The sequence below is a fragment of the Acinetobacter sp. LUNF3 genome, assembly GCF_022699605.1.
Taxonomy (GTDB): Bacteria; Pseudomonadota; Gammaproteobacteria; order Pseudomonadales; family Moraxellaceae; genus Acinetobacter; species Acinetobacter johnsonii.
The window spans coordinates 37,991-53,112 of sequence record NZ_CP093968.1 but is presented as its reverse complement, the minus strand read 5'-3'; the positions used below and the strand labels follow the sequence as shown (position 1 = coordinate 53,112).

Annotated in this window: 17 protein-coding genes; 15 read left to right on the top strand and 2 right to left on the bottom strand. The window is 44.1% G+C overall.

The window, feature by feature from the left end:
* The first annotated feature begins 28 nt into the window (after window positions 1–28).
* The 14 genes from ubiG to MN200_RS00190 all read left to right on the top strand — a co-directional run bounded on the left by ubiG (window position 29) and on the right by MN200_RS00190 (window position 11,990).
* Window positions 29–745, top strand: coding sequence for a bifunctional 2-polyprenyl-6-hydroxyphenol methylase/3-demethylubiquinol 3-O-methyltransferase UbiG (gene ubiG, locus MN200_RS00255; protein WP_058868598.1), 717 nt, complete (start codon window positions 29–31; stop codon window positions 743–745).
* A complete protein-coding gene (locus MN200_RS00250; protein ID WP_058868597.1) occupies window positions 742–1,437 on the top strand; it encodes an HAD-IA family hydrolase in 696 nt (231 codons plus the stop codon). Before ubiG ends, MN200_RS00250 begins: the two co-directional genes overlap by 4 nt.
* 36 nt (window positions 1,438–1,473) lie before the next feature.
* On the top strand, window positions 1,474–2,220 hold the full coding sequence (locus tag MN200_RS00245; RefSeq protein WP_005401600.1) for a YciK family oxidoreductase: 747 nt from the start codon (window positions 1,474–1,476) through the stop codon (window positions 2,218–2,220).
* 151 nt (window positions 2,221–2,371) lie between these two features.
* Window positions 2,372–2,791 carry a hypothetical protein gene (locus tag MN200_RS00240; protein WP_058868692.1) on the top strand — a complete coding sequence of 140 codons (420 nt, stop codon included), beginning with the start codon at window positions 2,372–2,374 and terminating at the stop codon, window positions 2,789–2,791.
* A 150-nt stretch (window positions 2,792–2,941) separates the two neighbouring features.
* Window positions 2,942–3,097 (top strand): hypothetical protein, encoded by a 156-nt coding sequence (locus MN200_RS00235; RefSeq protein ID WP_165801770.1) that lies wholly within the window; start codon window positions 2,942–2,944, stop codon window positions 3,095–3,097.
* Between the two features lie 246 nt (window positions 3,098–3,343).
* Window positions 3,344–3,727, top strand: coding sequence for an RcnB family protein (locus MN200_RS00230; protein WP_058868596.1), 384 nt, complete (start codon window positions 3,344–3,346; stop codon window positions 3,725–3,727).
* A gap of 299 nt (window positions 3,728–4,026) precedes the next feature.
* Window positions 4,027–4,383: an RcnB family protein gene (locus MN200_RS00225; RefSeq protein WP_004684182.1), complete on the top strand. Its 357-nt coding sequence runs from the start codon at window positions 4,027–4,029 to the stop codon at window positions 4,381–4,383.
* Window positions 4,384–4,507: 124 nt separating this feature from the next.
* Window positions 4,508–5,860 (top strand): amino-acid N-acetyltransferase, encoded by a 1,353-nt coding sequence (gene argA / locus MN200_RS00220; protein ID WP_058868595.1) that lies wholly within the window; start codon window positions 4,508–4,510, stop codon window positions 5,858–5,860.
* 331 nt (window positions 5,861–6,191) lie between these two features.
* Window positions 6,192–7,151, top strand: coding sequence for a sulfonate ABC transporter substrate-binding protein (locus MN200_RS00215; RefSeq protein WP_058868594.1), 960 nt, complete (start codon window positions 6,192–6,194; stop codon window positions 7,149–7,151).
* Window positions 7,152–7,167: 16 nt separating this feature from the next.
* On the top strand, window positions 7,168–8,163 hold the full coding sequence (locus MN200_RS00210; RefSeq protein WP_058868593.1) for an aliphatic sulfonate ABC transporter substrate-binding protein: 996 nt from the start codon (window positions 7,168–7,170) through the stop codon (window positions 8,161–8,163).
* A gap of 26 nt (window positions 8,164–8,189) precedes the next feature.
* Window positions 8,190–9,365 carry an FMNH2-dependent alkanesulfonate monooxygenase gene (gene ssuD / locus MN200_RS00205; protein WP_058868592.1) on the top strand — a complete coding sequence of 392 codons (1,176 nt, stop codon included), beginning with the start codon at window positions 8,190–8,192 and terminating at the stop codon, window positions 9,363–9,365.
* Window positions 9,365–10,180 carry an aliphatic sulfonate ABC transporter permease SsuC gene (gene ssuC, locus MN200_RS00200; RefSeq protein ID WP_058868591.1) on the top strand — a complete coding sequence of 272 codons (816 nt, stop codon included), beginning with the start codon at window positions 9,365–9,367 and terminating at the stop codon, window positions 10,178–10,180. The genes ssuD and ssuC overlap by 1 nt, the downstream gene beginning before the upstream one ends.
* A 10-nt stretch (window positions 10,181–10,190) precedes the next feature.
* Window positions 10,191–10,991 (top strand): ABC transporter ATP-binding protein, encoded by an 801-nt coding sequence (locus MN200_RS00195; RefSeq protein ID WP_004684173.1) that lies wholly within the window; start codon window positions 10,191–10,193, stop codon window positions 10,989–10,991.
* 360 nt (window positions 10,992–11,351) lie between these two features.
* Window positions 11,352–11,990: a TetR/AcrR family transcriptional regulator gene (locus MN200_RS00190; RefSeq protein WP_242759863.1), complete on the top strand. Its 639-nt coding sequence runs from the start codon at window positions 11,352–11,354 to the stop codon at window positions 11,988–11,990.
* Window positions 11,991–12,050: 60 nt separating this feature from the next.
* On the opposite strand, the gene MN200_RS00185 is transcribed toward MN200_RS00190, so the two are convergent.
* On the bottom strand, window positions 12,051–12,611 hold the full coding sequence (locus MN200_RS00185; RefSeq protein ID WP_005401589.1) for a 5'-nucleosidase: 561 nt from the start codon (window positions 12,609–12,611) through the stop codon (window positions 12,051–12,053).
* 132 nt (window positions 12,612–12,743) lie between these two features.
* Entirely contained in the window at window positions 12,744–13,880 is a 1,137-nt protein-coding gene (locus MN200_RS00180; RefSeq protein WP_242759861.1) for a TDT family transporter, read from the bottom strand.
* 206 nt (window positions 13,881–14,086) lie between these two features.
* Between MN200_RS00180 and ribF the strand changes: the two genes are divergently transcribed.
* Window positions 14,087–15,088, top strand: a complete 1,002-nt coding sequence (gene ribF, locus MN200_RS00175; RefSeq protein WP_183176262.1) for a bifunctional riboflavin kinase/FAD synthetase — start codon at window positions 14,087–14,089, stop codon at window positions 15,086–15,088.
* The last annotated feature ends 34 nt before the right edge of the window (window positions 15,089–15,122 follow it).

Below are 15,122 nucleotides of genomic sequence, written 5' to 3'. Positions count from 1 at the left end.
TATCATGACTTAAATTGAGGTGCCGACGATGTCGCAACTGAATGTTGATCCACAAGAAATTGCCAAATTTGAAGCATTTGCTGCCATATGGTGGGATCAGCACTCGGAGTTCCGCCCTTTACATATGATCAACCCACTGCGCTTAAACTGGATTGATGAACATGCAGGTGGACTCAGTGGAAAAAAAGTTCTTGATGTCGGCTGTGGTGGCGGAATTTTAGCTGAAAGTATGGCACGTCGTGGTGCAGATGTGCTCGGCATTGATATGGGCGAAGCCCCCCTGAATGTGGCACGTTTACATGCAGAACAAGAAGGTGTTGAGCATATCGAATATCGCCAAATTCCAGTGGAGCAGCTCGCAGAAGAACAAGCAGGACAATACGATATTGTGACCTGCATGGAAATGTTGGAACACGTGCCCAATCCAGCCTCAATCATTGAAGCCTGCCATAAACTGGTGAAACCAGGTGGTCATGTATTCTTCTCCACCATTAACCGTAATCCCAAAGCCTACCTGTTTGCCATTATTGGCGCTGAATATGTCCTGCGCATGTTAGCCAAAGGCACCCACGATTATCAAAAATTCATTAAGCCCTCAGAACTGGCACATGATATTCGCGGCGCAGGGCTCAAACTGAAAGACATGACGGGTTTACATTACAATCCCTTGACCAAACGCTATTGGTTAGCGCCAAATGTCGATGTCAATTACATGGTTTATACCGTCAAAGAAGGTGCTGCATGAAAGCCGTCTTATTCGACCTTGACGGCACACTGATCGACACTGCCGCCGACTTTATTCGCATTATTCAAGACATGTGCCGTGAAAAAGGCGTCGCTGTGGTCGATGCAGACCTGATCCGTAGCCAAGTCTCTGAAGGTGCACGGGCGATGGTGAAATTGGTTTATCCAGAACTGGAAGTCGAAGACCCGGTTTTTCTGGCACATCGTCAGCGTTTTTTAGATATCTACGGTGCCGATATCGCAGTAGATACTGACCTGTTTTCGGGCATGTATCCGCTACTTGAAAAACTTGAAAACCAAGAGATTCCTTGGGGTATCGTCACCAATAAACCGCGCTGGCTCAGTGAAGCATTATTAGATGCACTGAATTTGACAGAGCGCTGTGCGGTTTTAGTCTGCCCAGAGGATGTCTCACAGACCAAGCCTGATCCTGAGCCGATGTATTTGGCTGCCAAGCACATCGCGATTGCACCTCAAGACTGTATCTATGTCGGCGATCATCCACGTGACATCGATGCGGGTCGTAACGCGCAGATGTATACCATTTTGGCGGCTTATGGTTATTTACCATTCGCGCACAAAGATGACTTAACAGCGTGGCAAGCAGATTGTATAGTGAAGACTGTGGCTGAATTGGACGATGTTATTCAGTCTCTTGTGAGTCAAACTACACCGTCCAACTCACTGACTTGATCACAATTAAAAAATCAAAATAACGAGGAGGTAATGATGAAATATTCAGAATATCAACCTCGCCCCGATCTGCTCAAAGATCGCATCATCTTAATTACAGGTGCGGGCGATGGTATTGGTCGTGCTGCTGCATTAAGTTATGCCCTACACGGCGCAACTGTGGTGCTGCATGGACGTACCTTAAATAAGCTCGAAGTCATTTATGATGAAATTGAAGGCTTAGGTGCGCCGCAACCTGCAATTTTACCCTTGCAGCTGTCGAGCGCCTCTCCTCGTGATTATGAATTACTGGTCGACACCTTAGAACGCCAATTTGGGCGCCTAGATGGCATTTTGCATAATGCGGGCATTTTAGGTGAGCGCACTGAACTGGAAAATTATCCTGTCGATGTCTGGGATGATGTCATGGCCGTCAACTTGCGTGCGCCATTCGTTATGACTCAAGAGTTAATGCCGCTCCTGAAAAAATCTGAGCATGCCTCCGTGGTTTTTGCCAGCTCAGGTGTCGGACGTGAAACGCGTGAACGTTGGGGCGCATATTCCGTGTCTAAGATCGCGATTGAAGCGGTCAGCCAACTATTTGCCAAAGAAAATACCTCACCGAATATCCGCTTTAACTGTATCAATCCAGGGGCTACGCGCACTGCAATGCGTGCAAAAGCCTATCCCGATGAAGATCCAAAAACATTGCCAACGCCTGAAAATATCATGCCTGCCTATCTGTACTTGATGGGCGATGATAGTTTACATATGAATGGTCAAAGTATTGATGCACAAGACTAAAAGCATTCACTCAAAAGGAAGCTTCGGCTTCCTTTTTTATGTGTCAAACTGAAGCTTAGTCATCTGCAACATGATCTCAAGTTCAGAAAAGGTTGTCTTTTTTCAATTTTTGCGGATACTGATGCCCAACTCCATTTTTGAAGCATATGCCATGACGGACTTGAGCAACATCACTGTACAACCCACTGAAGATGGTATGGTTAGCCTGTTGATTGACCAACAGCCGATTTCAGAAAAATATGGGATGAAGTTTGAAGCCAGTATTGTGGAGGAACTTCAAGCATTGGAAAATGGCGCCACACTGAAACTTTTCGACCAGTTTGTTTTTGCCCATACCGACTTAAACTTTGAACATAGCTATCATTACGTCACGGTCATTGCTAAGAATGATGAACAATACAGAGCCAAGAAAAGCTTTGTTTATCGTATCAAAATTGAAGGTCAGCCCGACATTGAGCATGCCATCAGCAAAAATGGTGAACCGATGACCGCAGCAGATGTACGTGAATTTATCCAAGCGCATATACAGAAATCATTGAGTGATTATACCGACCTCAACTACGCTTATTAAGCCGAATCAGCCAAGTTGAAAACTCAGCTTGGCTAGCTAGATATTTTAAATCGTATTTTTAAATTACTTTAATAAAAATATTCGGTTTTTCAGCTTAAGATTTCCTATTTATCATTCTGATTGATCAAGAATTGAAAATAAGGATGCAGCATGGCTGATTTACAACGTAAACATGACACCATTCGTGATATCCATCATTTACAACTCCCCGAAAGCCTGATTTGTGCTTTGGAAGATGCCAGCCAAGCTGAAGCAGTGGTTCATTCAATCCATTCATTGCAACATCTGGCGCAGCAATGGAATTAAATAATGCACTATGCATTCTTTGACAAAGGGGGATCTGAGCCCTCAAAATGAGTCAAAAATCAGAAGATACAAACTGTTTGCTTTGGACTTTGGCGCAATTGATGATTTAATTCAGGCTTAGAATTGGGCATAATCTTCTTAATATCTCTGCATTTGTTAATAAATACCCAATTCATCTTCACAGTTTCTCTGCATTTTTTTCGTACATTATAGGAAAGAATGAAATTACCTTAATGAGGATTCAACATGAAAAAGATTTTGACAGTATTGGCAATCTCTTTCAGTGCTTTGATGGCAAGCAGTCTCAGTACTGCTGCCCCTCAGTTTGACCACGATCATCCACGCTATGGCAATGAGCCACGCGGACGTGACTTTCGCGATTCAGGTAATGACGATCAGCAAGATCGTCGACGTATACGCGAAGAGCGCGGTGTCAAACGTTTACAACAGCATAAATGGCAACAAGGTTATGTCATGCCACAGCATTACCGTGGTAACGGTTATAAAGTCGAATATAAAGACCATAATCTTCCAAAGCCAAACAGAAACCAGCAGTGGTACAAAATCAACAATGACTACATCTTAGTCGACGCAGACAGCAACAATATTCTGCGGATTATGGGGCTTTAATCTGCGCTTCATTTTGTACAACTCCTCGACATTATTCTTGAGACCTGAATCAACACCCTTTCACCCGCTTTAGTACGACTGCATACTCCTCTTAAGAGACCACAGTCAGGCACAGCATGGAAGGCGTTGTTTCAGGTTTTTTATGTGCCAAAGCTTTTGTTTGCAAGCATTGCAGAAAAACAACAATCTCCTCAGTCTCTTCATATATTTCACAATTCACCTAAATAGCCCTCACGCTTTCTCTAGAGTTATTCGCTAATTTTGAATGATCGAAACAAGACTCATACTGGATGAAAGCAATGAAAAAAATTCTGACTGCAATCACTCTCTCTTTAGGCGCGCTCATGGCCACATCTGCAATGGCAGCACCACAATACTATGACCGCGCGCATGCTCATGACTCGCGCTGGGATCATCGCGATGACCGTCGTTGGGACAATGACAACCGCTACCAAAACAAACGTGTTAACCCAAGCCGAGACTGGCGCTCAGGTCAAACTTTGCCACGCGGCTATGACTCATCGCGTTATCATGTCAGTGACCGAGAAGCACGTCGCCTACCCAACACTGGACGCTATCAACAGTGGTATAAGGTCAATGGTGACTATGTTTTAGTCAATGAACGCAATAACCGTATCCTGCGTATTATCGGTTAATTCTGGCTGGTGGCGCAAAACCGATGAAACACCTGAACGTTGCTTCAGGTGTTTTTCTATTTAAGACTTCCTCTTCTGCATTTTTTGATTAAAATCATGCTAAGTAGTTCATTTTGAGACAGGCATGCAAACGAATTCGATCGAAACACATCACAGTACAACTTTGCAATATGTGCATTGGTTTCGACATTCTGCGCCTTATATCAATGCTCACCGTAATAAAACTTTTGTGATTATGTTCGATGGTGAAGCCGTTCAGCATGATAACTTTCAACATATTATTCACGACATTGCCCTGCTGCATTCGCTCGGGATTCGCCTGATCTTGGTGCATGGAGCGCGTCCGCAAATCAACCACAACTTAAAACAAAGCCAACTACAAACGCCATTTCATCAGTATCGTCGCGTCACCACCCGAGAATCGTTGGGCTGTGTGATGAATGCAGTGGGGTCAATTCGTTTGCAAATTGAAGCCTTACTCTCAATGGGGCTGGCCAACTCACCGATGTATGGCGCACGCATTGATGTGGTTTCAGGGAATTTTGTTACAGCCAAGCCCTATGGCATTCGCGATGGGGTCGATTTTCAGTTAACCGGCGAAGTTCGTACGGTCGATACCGACGCCATTCAACGCCATTTGGATAATCACAATATTGTGCTGCTCGGGCCAACTGGCTATTCCACCACAGGCGAAGTGTTCAACCTACTGGCAGAAGAAGTAGCGACCCGCACGGCGATTCATCTTAAAGCAGACAAACTGATTTTCTTGGGCAAACAACATGGTCTGCTCAATGAACATGGGCAGTTGCAACGCGAAATTTCACCACACAAGCTCGATGCACAAATTGAGAAGTACCAAGATTCGAATCCAGACATTGCGGTACATTTACGCGGTGCCAAAAAAGCCTCGACGCACGGCGTACATCGCGTACATCTAATTTCCTATGCTTATGATGGTGCCTTGGTTGAGGAGCTCTTCACTCGTGATGGTTCGGGCACCATGATTACCGACGCCCATTATGAAGAAGTCCGTATGGCCAACATTCAAGATGTCGGCGGGCTGATTAACCTATTACGTCCACTTGAAGAAGAAGGCATTTTGGTTTATCGCTCACGTGAACGTCTCGAAAATGAAATTGGCCAATTTGCGGTGATTGAACGTGATGGCATGATCTTGGCCTGTGCTGCCCTCTACCCACTGCCAGCGGCAGAGGGTGAAATCCGCAGTGCCGAAATTGCCTGTGTCGCAGTCGATCCTAGCTATCGCAAATCTAATCGCGGCAGCCAAATTTTGCATTATCTCGAAGGTAAAGCCCGCAGTATGGGCATTCAACAGTTATTTGTACTGACCACACGTACTGCACATTGGTTCTTAGAACATGGCTTTGAAACGGCCAATGTCGATGAACTTCCCAATGCACGCCAAGCCTTATACAACTATCAGCGCAACTCGCTCGTCTTTAAAAAGCCACTTTAAGTGGCTTTTGCAGGATTATGGATATCTTTATTTCTCATATCTTTATCTAGAAAACACCGCAAAAATCGCTCAAATCTATATTGCGTGAAACACTAAGCTTATTCCAAAAACAAAAATACCTTTTAAATAATAAATATCAATAATTTAACCTCAATAAATTTTATATTTTATGTTTTTTATATTGCTGTTTTTTGCATAAGTTTTGCACTTTTGTTTTTATCTTTTTTTTTCATGTCTAAAGCCCGATTTCTTATTTTTTCTGAAAAGAAATGCCTATTAGCGTATGTGTTCACCAACTCACTCACCTTATTTATTTGGAGTTATGAAACACATGAGCACTTCTCGAGCACAGTTCTGGATCAAAACAAGCGTTCTTTCTGCAGCAGTCGTGGGTGTCATGATGTTATCTGGATGTGGGAAAAAAGAAGCTGAAACCGTCACACTCAATATTGGCTTTCAAAAATATGGCATTTTGCCCATCGTTAAAGAGCGTGGCACTTTAGAAACGGCGCTTAAAGCACAAAATGTCCAAGTGAAATGGGTCGAGTTTCCTGCAGGTCCACAGCTCCTCGAAGGCTTAAATGTCGGCAGTGTGGTCTTTGGTGAAGCAGGTGAAGCCCCTCCGATTTTCGCACAAGCTGCAAATTCGAACTTGGTTTACATTGCCAACCAACCTGCTGCACCTAAAGCAGAAGCACTGATCGTACAAAAAGACTCAAAGATTCAAAGCATCCAAGATTTAAAAGGCAAACGGATTGCACTCAACAAAGGTTCAAATGTGCATTACCTGCTACTCAAAGTGTTAGAAGCAAATAACCTGAAACTTTCTGATATTGAAGCGGTGTATCTTCCGCCATCGGATGCACGTGCCGCATTTGAACGTGGCGCAGTCGACGCTTGGGTCATTTGGGATCCCTTCTTTGCTGCCGCTGAACACCAAATCTCAGCACGTGTGATTGCTACCGGAGAAAACTTAGTCAGTAATCATCAGTTTTATTTGGCAGATCGTAAGTTTGCCGAAACCCATCCAGAAGTTTTAAAAACGGTCGTGAATGAACTCAACACCACCACACAGTGGGTCGAACAAAATCAACAACAAGCAGCCAAATTGTTAGAAAAACCGACAGGCTTGTCTTTAGACATTTTACAAAGCTCGATTGGTCGTATGGGCTTTGGCGTTCAACCCATTTCAGCCGAAGTCGCAAAAAAACAGCAGTACGTTGCCGATGCTTTCTATCAACAAAAACTCATTCCAAACAAGCTGAATATTGACGCTGCCATTATTAAATAAAAATATAGAGATCATTATGAAAACACTGAAAACAGTTTCCAGTATTGGCATCGTTAGCTTGAGTCTTGGACTCGGGGCATGCCAAAAGCAAGACACAGCAGCACCGAACACGCCAGAAAAACAGGCAACAGCTCCAGTTAAAACCCTGTCAATTGGCTACCAAAAGTCGTCTTTGAACCTATTGGTCGCGCGTGAGCAAAAATTATTTGAGCAACAATTTCCTCAAGCCAAAATTGAATGGAAAGAGTTCCCCGCTGGCCCACAAATGTTAGAAGCATTATCCGTTGGTGCTGTCGATTTTGGTGCAGTGGGCAATACCCCACCGATCTTTGCCCAAGCTGCTGACAAAGAACTCAGTTATGTCGGCTATGAACAAGTACCCGCTAACTCTCAAGGCCTGTTAATTCCTAAAAATAGTAGCATTGGTTCAATTCAAGCCCTAAAAGGCAAACGCATTGCCGTTCAGCGTGGCTCAAGCGCGCATGAGTTGTTAGCGAAAGTCTTACAAAAAGCAGGACTCAGTTGGCAGGACATTCAACCAATTTGGCTGCCCCCTGCGGATGCGCGTGCCGCGTTTGATAAACAATCCATAGATGCATGGGCCATTTGGGAACCCTACCTCAGTGCAGCAGAGCAGGATGCACATGCCAAAGTCTTGATTGATGGCACAGCATTTCCGCAAACCTATTCTTTTTATATTGGCAACCCCAAGTTCATTCAGACTTATCCTGAGGCCACCGCTCAGTTCATTCACGGGCTGAATCAGGCCGATCAATGGGTGCTAAAAAACCAACCGCAAGCACTTTACGTCTATACCCAAAGTACAGGTTTACAGCCCTCTATTGCCCAACGCGTCATCGACAAACGTCTGAAGCCTTCACCAATTCAAACCCTGAAGCCTGAAGTGGTGCAAGCCCAACAACAAATTGCGGATTTGTTCCAACAAGTCCAGCTCATTCCGAAACACATTCAAGTTCAAAATACCGTTTGGGTTGCACCGAGCAAACCTTAAACGACTCTATCTAAGGATTTTTTAAAATGAAAATTTTCTGGTTTATCCCAACTCACGGTGACAGTCGCTACTTAGGTACCAGCAAAGGTGCTCGTCAAGTGGACCATGCCTATATGAAACAGATTGCGGTTGCCGTGGATAATTTGGGTTATGAAGGTGTGCTGATTCCAACAGGTCGTTCATGTGAAGACCCTTGGTTGACCGCAGCCAGCCTGATTGATGCCACAAAAAAATTAAAATTCCTAGTTGCACTGCGTCCAGGCGTGACCACTCCAGCACTGGCTGCACGGATGGCAGCCACCTTTGACCGTCTCTCCAATGGTCGGGTTTTATTGAACTTGGTGACAGGTGGCGATGAAAAAGAACTGCAAGGCGATGGACTTTATGAAGACCATTCCACTCGCTATAAAACTGCCAATGAATACGTCAAAATTTGGCGTGAGATTTTAACCCGCTCCCATACAGGTGAAAGCTTTACCTTTCACGGCGAACGTCTAAACGTAGATGATGCCAAACTGCTATATCCACCTGTGCAACAACCCTACCCTCCACTTTGGTTTGGCGGCTCATCGGATGACGCCATCGAATTAGCGACGGATCAGGTCGATACTTATCTGACATGGGGCGAACCCCCTGCTGCAGTTAAAGACAAAATTGACACTGTCCGTGCCAAAGCTGAAGCCAAAGGTCGTACGCTCAACTATGGTATTCGTCTGCATGTGATTGTGCGTGAAACCAATGAAAAAGCATGGCAAGCGGCGGAAGAGCTCATTCAATATGTCGATGATGCCACCATTGCTGCAGCACAAGCCAAATTTAAGAGCATGGACTCGGTCGGTCAACGTCGCATGGCTGAACTACACAATGGTGACCGCAGCAAACTTGAAGTATCCCCGAACCTTTGGGCAGGCGTAGGTCTGGTTCGTGGGGGTGCAGGTACGGCATTGGTCGGTGACCCTGAAACGGTTGCAGCCCGTATTCAAGAATATGCCGACTTGGGCATCAGCACCTTTATTTTCTCAGGCTATCCACATCTTGAAGAGTCGATTCGTTTTGCCGAGTTGGTGTTCCCACTCCTGCCGCTTGAAACTCAAGCAAAGTTAGCACAACCAAATTTAACAGGCCCCTTTGGTGAGATTGTGGCAAACAACTACACACCCGATGAAAACAAAAAAACAAAAGTGATTCAGGAGCCTGCCTAATGTCCAAAATCGTTTCAGTGCAAACCCTCCAGCAAGAAAAGGTTTCACGTGGAACTCAGTTGGGGCAGCTATTGCTGCCTTGGCTCTTTCCTATCGGCTTGATTGTGCTTTGGCAAATTGCCTCCAGCACGGGACTTTTAGAAAGTCGGATTTTACCTGCACCAACGGCAGTAGTTACTGCTTTCTGGAACCTGCTACTGAGTGGGGAACTATGGAAGCATGTGCAAGTCAGTGCAGGCCGTGCCTTACTCGGCCTATTGGTGGGTGGGGGTCTAGGTCTATTTCTGGGTTTGTTAAATGGTTCATCGAAAACGGTGTCCACCCTGCTCGACACCACTCTACAGATGATCCGAAATATTCCTGCACTGGCACTTATTCCGTTGGTGATCTTATGGTTCGGGATTGATGAAACCGCCAAGCTGTTTTTGGTTGCGGTCGGGGTGTTTTTCCCCATTTACATCAACACCTATCACGGCATACGTTCGGTAGATCCACAACTGATTGAAATGGGGAAAAGCTATGGTTTGACCCGTTGGCAACTGTATAAAGAAATTATTTTACCGGGTGCGATGCCTTCTATTTTAGTCGGTCTACGCTTTTCACTGGGTTTGGTATGGGTCCTGCTGATCGTTGCCGAAACCATTTCAGCCCAAGCGGGCATCGGTTATATGACCATGAATGCACGTGAATTTTTACAGACCGACATCGTCTTGGTGGGGATTTTACTGTATGCCCTACTTGGAAAATTGGCTGATGTACTGGCCGTCACATTAGAAAAATACCTGCTGCGCTGGCATGCAGGATACCAAAAATAAGGAGTTTGAGATGACTGATTTAAGCCTTGGTCGCCATGCCAATATTCCGTCGCCGCCAAATCACAATCAAGACATTAACCCTCAAGCTGTGCTTGGGGCCGAAATTATTATCGAACAACTACATAAGTTTTATGGCTCAGTTAAAGTCCTCGAAGACTTAGATCTGCATATTCAACCGGGTGAGTTTTTAGCCATTGTCGGACGCAGTGGTTGTGGTAAAAGTACCCTGCTGCGCCTGATTGCCAACTTAGAACAACAAAGCTACGGCGAAATTAAGTTTAAGTCCGCACGACACCTCCGCGAAGGGATTACCGCAGACGATATAAGGGTCATGTTCCAAGATCCACGACTGTTACCATGGCGCTCCATTGAACAAAACGTACAACTGGGGTTGCCGAAACAACAACATGCCACTGCCTCGGGTCTGCTAGAAAAAGTCGGACTCAAAGAAAAAGCGGGTCTTTGGCCTTCGCAGCTCTCTGGGGGACAGCGTCAACGGACCGCTTTGGCACGCGCTTTATCGCATAAACCACGGATTTTATTGCTCGATGAACCTTTGGGAGCACTCGATGCCTTAACCCGCTTAGATATGCAGAATTTGATTGAAAAATTATGGACGGAACAAGGCTTTACCGCCATTTTAGTCACCCATGATGTTAGTGAGGCTGTTCAACTGGCCGATCGGATTATTTTGCTAGACCGTGGCCATATTGCCAAAGAGTTTCAAGTCGACCTGCCCCGCCCTCGCGTCAAAGATATGCAGTTCAATACCCTTGAACAGCAGGTGTTAAATGCAGTTTTAGCCACATAAGTAGACTAAAAAATCCTTAGCTTGGGGGGGCTAAGGATTTTTTATGCTAAATTTTAGTAAAAAAAGCAGAAGACTGTCATATGACTTAAGCATACTTTATTTTAAATAATGTAATAAATTTCACGTTATTTTTATCCAAACATACCACTTCACATTGAATCATTTCATATAGTTTAGACAAAATAGTTTTTATATAATTATATTTTATTGGACAACTTTTAGAATTTATCGCAATTTAAGAGCCAATCTACAGAATAAATGATCATTATTCAAAAAATTAAATTTCCACTTTGTGCACAAATCTGATGATTTGCCGTACAATTTGTCCTTCCCCCTTTTTATTGTTTTTTAAATTAGAGAATGGAACAGAAAAAGAGTACTCAAAAACGCCACCAGCTGCTGAATGCTGCACTAGATGTCTTCTCGCTCTATGGATTTAATGGAGCAAGCTTAGATGAAATCGCACAGATTGCTGAAATGCACAAATCGAATATTTTCTATTACTATGAAAATAAAGAAGCTTTGTACGTTGAAGTTTTAACGACGGTTCTACAAAAATGGTTAGCCCCATTACAGATGTTAGAAGCTGACTTAGAGCCGGAAGAAGCGATCACCAACTACTTATTGCAAAAGATTGATGTTTCTCGGACTCAACCGAAAGCGTCTCGCTTATTTGCTTTAGAAGTGATCCAAGGGGCGCCGCATATTTTGGAAATCCTCAAAGGGCCGTTAAAGAAGTTGGTCAAACGTAAAGCCAAAGTCATTAGCAATTGGCAAGAGCAAGGTAAAATTTCAACTGAAATAGACCCTGAGCTGTTAATCCTCAACATTTGGGCATTAACACAAAACTATGCTGATTTTGCCACGCAAATGGAAATGGTAACAGGTAAAACCCTACGTAACCGCAGTATGCAACAACGAGTCATTCAACATACCGTGCATATGATGCTGTATGGCGTGATCCCGCGAACACCGTCTGAATTATTCAAAGCTGAGTAATTTTGGCATACGACCATAGCACTCTATGGTCGCCGAATTGAAAAAGACAGAATCAAAGCCTCAGATACTTTCAAATAATGCTAATAATTTCTGAGCTCCCAATAACAAATTGTCTTCCCAGTCCAAATGCGCGGTGTCGTTGGCACCATCTGAAATATATTTGACCGAAATCAGACGGACACCCTGTTTTTTACAGACCTTTGCCAGCGCATATCCTTCCATATCAACCAAATGACACGGTACTTTGGGTTCACCCGTTTCAAAGCTATCCCCTGTTCCACAGATGCCGGTGCGGAGGTGTTGGAAAAACGGTTCTAAATGAATTTCCGCAGGATGCATGGTGTCAAATGGGGTAAAACCGACAGCGAAACCCAGTGGAGAGACATCCATGTCGCGTTGTACAAATTGAGAGACTTCAACCAATTCGTGCTTATCAAAATAAGTACTGCCTGCTGTACCTAAATTAATCAGGGTTTTACAGCCTGTTTTTTGAATCACTTCAAATGCTTTATAGGCCGCGTTGACTTTACCAATACCGCTGTAATGAACTTCAATCCCTGCTTGCTCAAACAATCCTTTAGACTCATTCGGCAAAGCCATGATCAATGCAACATCTGACATAAAATACTCAATTAACAGACTTCATACGTTCCATTAGAAAACAAATCGATCCGAAAGAAAAGTGCCTCTGGTCTCGGCTCAAACAACCTACATAAGATCAGATAACGCTTTAAACTGAAAGGATTGTAGACCTCATTTATACTGCTGTTCTAAATAGGTTTTTAAGCACGGTGAAAAGAACAAATGACCTTGATAAAAACCGTGTGCCGTTTTGGTTGCGACCAAACTCCATAACAACATCAGTATCGCTGCAAAAGCATAGCCAACGGCATACAGGAAAGCCAAATTGAGTTGTTGGGCTAGAGTTAAGATTGCCAGTGTATATACGCCCAATGGGAAAGTCAGTCCCCACCAACCCAAATTAAACGGTAATTCCTGTTTGGCATGGTGCAAAGTCGTCAGCACCGCAATTCCCAACCACCACAGTCCAAAACCCAGCAGAATTAAACTGGCCAAAATCCCCGCCTGCTGAAATAACTGACCCAGTTGTGCTAAGCCCAAACTCGCCATCAGCGTCGGTGCCTGATGCCCCAAAACCAGTAATGCCAAAGCAGCAGTGCCTATTGGTCCCAAAGCCAACCAACTGCTGACCGCCAACTCTTTTTCAGGCAGTTTATGTAAGACCAATCGCAACATTAAAATCGTTAAAATAGCAAAGGCGGGTAATACTGAAACACCCCACAACACATAACTACCCAATAAAATCGCAACGGCATGAGTATCAGCTGCCAAATGCCCCAGTAATAAACCACCACTGCAGGCTGCAACTTCACAAGCCACGATTGGCAATAACCACACCGCGGTCATCTGCTGTAAAGCATGCTCCTGATGTCGATACATGGCAAAAGGAACTGCCCACGCCACCAAGAGCGCCAAGACCACATCGGCATACCAGAGCGTTTGCGCAATCTGTACAGCTGTGTCGCCATAAATAGGCTGACCATACTTTAAAAAGCCATTGAGGATGGTGGCCAGCGCCATCGGAATCGTACCTAAAAATAGGCTCATGCTTGGATGTTGAAAAATCTGTTTGGCTTCGTGCGGATAAAATGCCCAACGTAAGCCATATAGCGCACTAAAAAGTACGAACAATAAAATATTGAAATACCACAGCCCTGTGCCGATTTGCCATGTGAGTGCCTTGAACATCGGAAACTCTGATACAATTAACGCCACAACACCTGTTCCCATACTGACAGTGAACCAGTTAGGGGTGAACTGACGAATGATATTTTGCCGCTGTCCAAGTTGTGTAAATGGTTTTTGCATGAGTTCGGCCTCATTTAAAATCTACATTTATACTAATTAAATTCATAAATAAGAAAAATTGATTAATTTATATTAAATAAATCAATAAAACCAATATAAATATACTTTGCACTAAATTTTGCGTTGTCAAAAAACAACCACAAGACGAATGCCCAAGAATATGGCAATATATAAGCCGTTCTTAATTCCAAGCACTTGATTTGCCCATGAAGCTGCTCCGTCTAAATGCTTTGCCTTCACATACCCAATTAGAAAAAACCGCTGTCACTATCGGTAATTTTGACGGGGTGCATTTGGGTCATCAAGCCATGATTCATCAGCTCAAAGCCGTTGCAAAACAACAAAATCTAAAAACAGTGGTGATGATTTTTGAGCCTCAACCACTTGAATTTTTTAAAGGTTATGATGCTCCACCGCGTATTTCATCATTGCGTGAAAAAGTCGAATATTTAACTGAGCTGGGTGTGGACTATATTGCGGTCGCGAAATTTGACAACAGCTTCCGCAGTTTAAGTGCAGAACAATTTGCCGATATTTTAAAAGAAAAACTCAATGCCCAAAGTTTGGTTTTAGGCGATGACTTTCACTTTGGTAAAAACCGCCAAGGCAACAGCGAATTTCTAGAAAACTATGGTTTTCAAGTACACAATCTAGAAACCATCCTCTCAGCAGGTGAACGCGTCAGTTCAACTCGGATTCGCCAAACACTGGCTGCAGGGGACTTGGCGCTGGCTGCTCAGTTATTAGGGCGCCCTTATAGCATTACGGGTCGGGTACAATATGGCGACCAAATTGGCCGAACCCTTGATTTTCCAACCATTAATGTACGTTTAAACCGACATAAACCCTGTTTAAACGGCATTTATGGTGTAGATGTGATGTGTGAAACCACGTCTTTACGCGACAAAGTGAAAGCAGACCATCCTGATCGATTAGGGGTTGCAGGATATGACCATTCAGCGCTTTTTGGTGCGGGTCATGTCGGAACACGTCCAGCCATTCAACAAGCACAGCCAGAATGGCGATTAGAAGTACATTTCCCTGATGTTTCTGCTAATCTGTATGGCTTGTTAATGCGGGTCACTTTCTTGAACTACTTACATGGTGAAAAGAACTACCCTTCGCTGGAAGCACTAAAAGCGGGAATTGATGATGATGTGGTGAAACTGCTTGAGTTCCGCCAAAACACCCCCACATTTCCCTTTTAAATACCAATCAATTTTATGTAAAACGCGTCAGCCG

Coding starts and splice junctions, on each gene's coding strand:
- ssuC (WP_058868591.1), top strand. CDS start 9,365: ATGTCCAAAATCGTTTCAGTGCAAACCCTCCAGCAAGAAAAGGTTTCA.
- MN200_RS00185 (WP_005401589.1), bottom strand. CDS start 12,611: ATGTCAGATGTTGCATTGATCATGGCTTTGCCGAATGAGTCTAAAGGA.
- MN200_RS00235 (WP_165801770.1), top strand. CDS start 2,942: ATGGCTGATTTACAACGTAAACATGACACCATTCGTGATATCCATCAT.
- MN200_RS00225 (WP_004684182.1), top strand. CDS start 4,027: ATGAAAAAAATTCTGACTGCAATCACTCTCTCTTTAGGCGCGCTCATG.
- MN200_RS00250 (WP_058868597.1), top strand. CDS start 742: ATGAAAGCCGTCTTATTCGACCTTGACGGCACACTGATCGACACTGCC.
- MN200_RS00210 (WP_058868593.1), top strand. CDS start 7,168: ATGAAAACACTGAAAACAGTTTCCAGTATTGGCATCGTTAGCTTGAGT.
- MN200_RS00195 (WP_004684173.1), top strand. CDS start 10,191: ATGACTGATTTAAGCCTTGGTCGCCATGCCAATATTCCGTCGCCGCCA.
- argA (WP_058868595.1), top strand. CDS start 4,508: ATGCAAACGAATTCGATCGAAACACATCACAGTACAACTTTGCAATAT.
- MN200_RS00180 (WP_242759861.1), bottom strand. CDS start 13,880: ATGCAAAAACCATTTACACAACTTGGACAGCGGCAAAATATCATTCGT.
- MN200_RS00245 (WP_005401600.1), top strand. CDS start 1,474: ATGAAATATTCAGAATATCAACCTCGCCCCGATCTGCTCAAAGATCGC.
- ribF (WP_183176262.1), top strand. CDS start 14,087: ATGAAGCTGCTCCGTCTAAATGCTTTGCCTTCACATACCCAATTAGAA.
- MN200_RS00190 (WP_242759863.1), top strand. CDS start 11,352: ATGGAACAGAAAAAGAGTACTCAAAAACGCCACCAGCTGCTGAATGCT.
- MN200_RS00240 (WP_058868692.1), top strand. CDS start 2,372: ATGACGGACTTGAGCAACATCACTGTACAACCCACTGAAGATGGTATG.
- MN200_RS00215 (WP_058868594.1), top strand. CDS start 6,192: ATGAGCACTTCTCGAGCACAGTTCTGGATCAAAACAAGCGTTCTTTCT.
- MN200_RS00230 (WP_058868596.1), top strand. CDS start 3,344: ATGAAAAAGATTTTGACAGTATTGGCAATCTCTTTCAGTGCTTTGATG.
- ssuD (WP_058868592.1), top strand. CDS start 8,190: ATGAAAATTTTCTGGTTTATCCCAACTCACGGTGACAGTCGCTACTTA.
- ubiG (WP_058868598.1), top strand. CDS start 29: ATGTCGCAACTGAATGTTGATCCACAAGAAATTGCCAAATTTGAAGCA.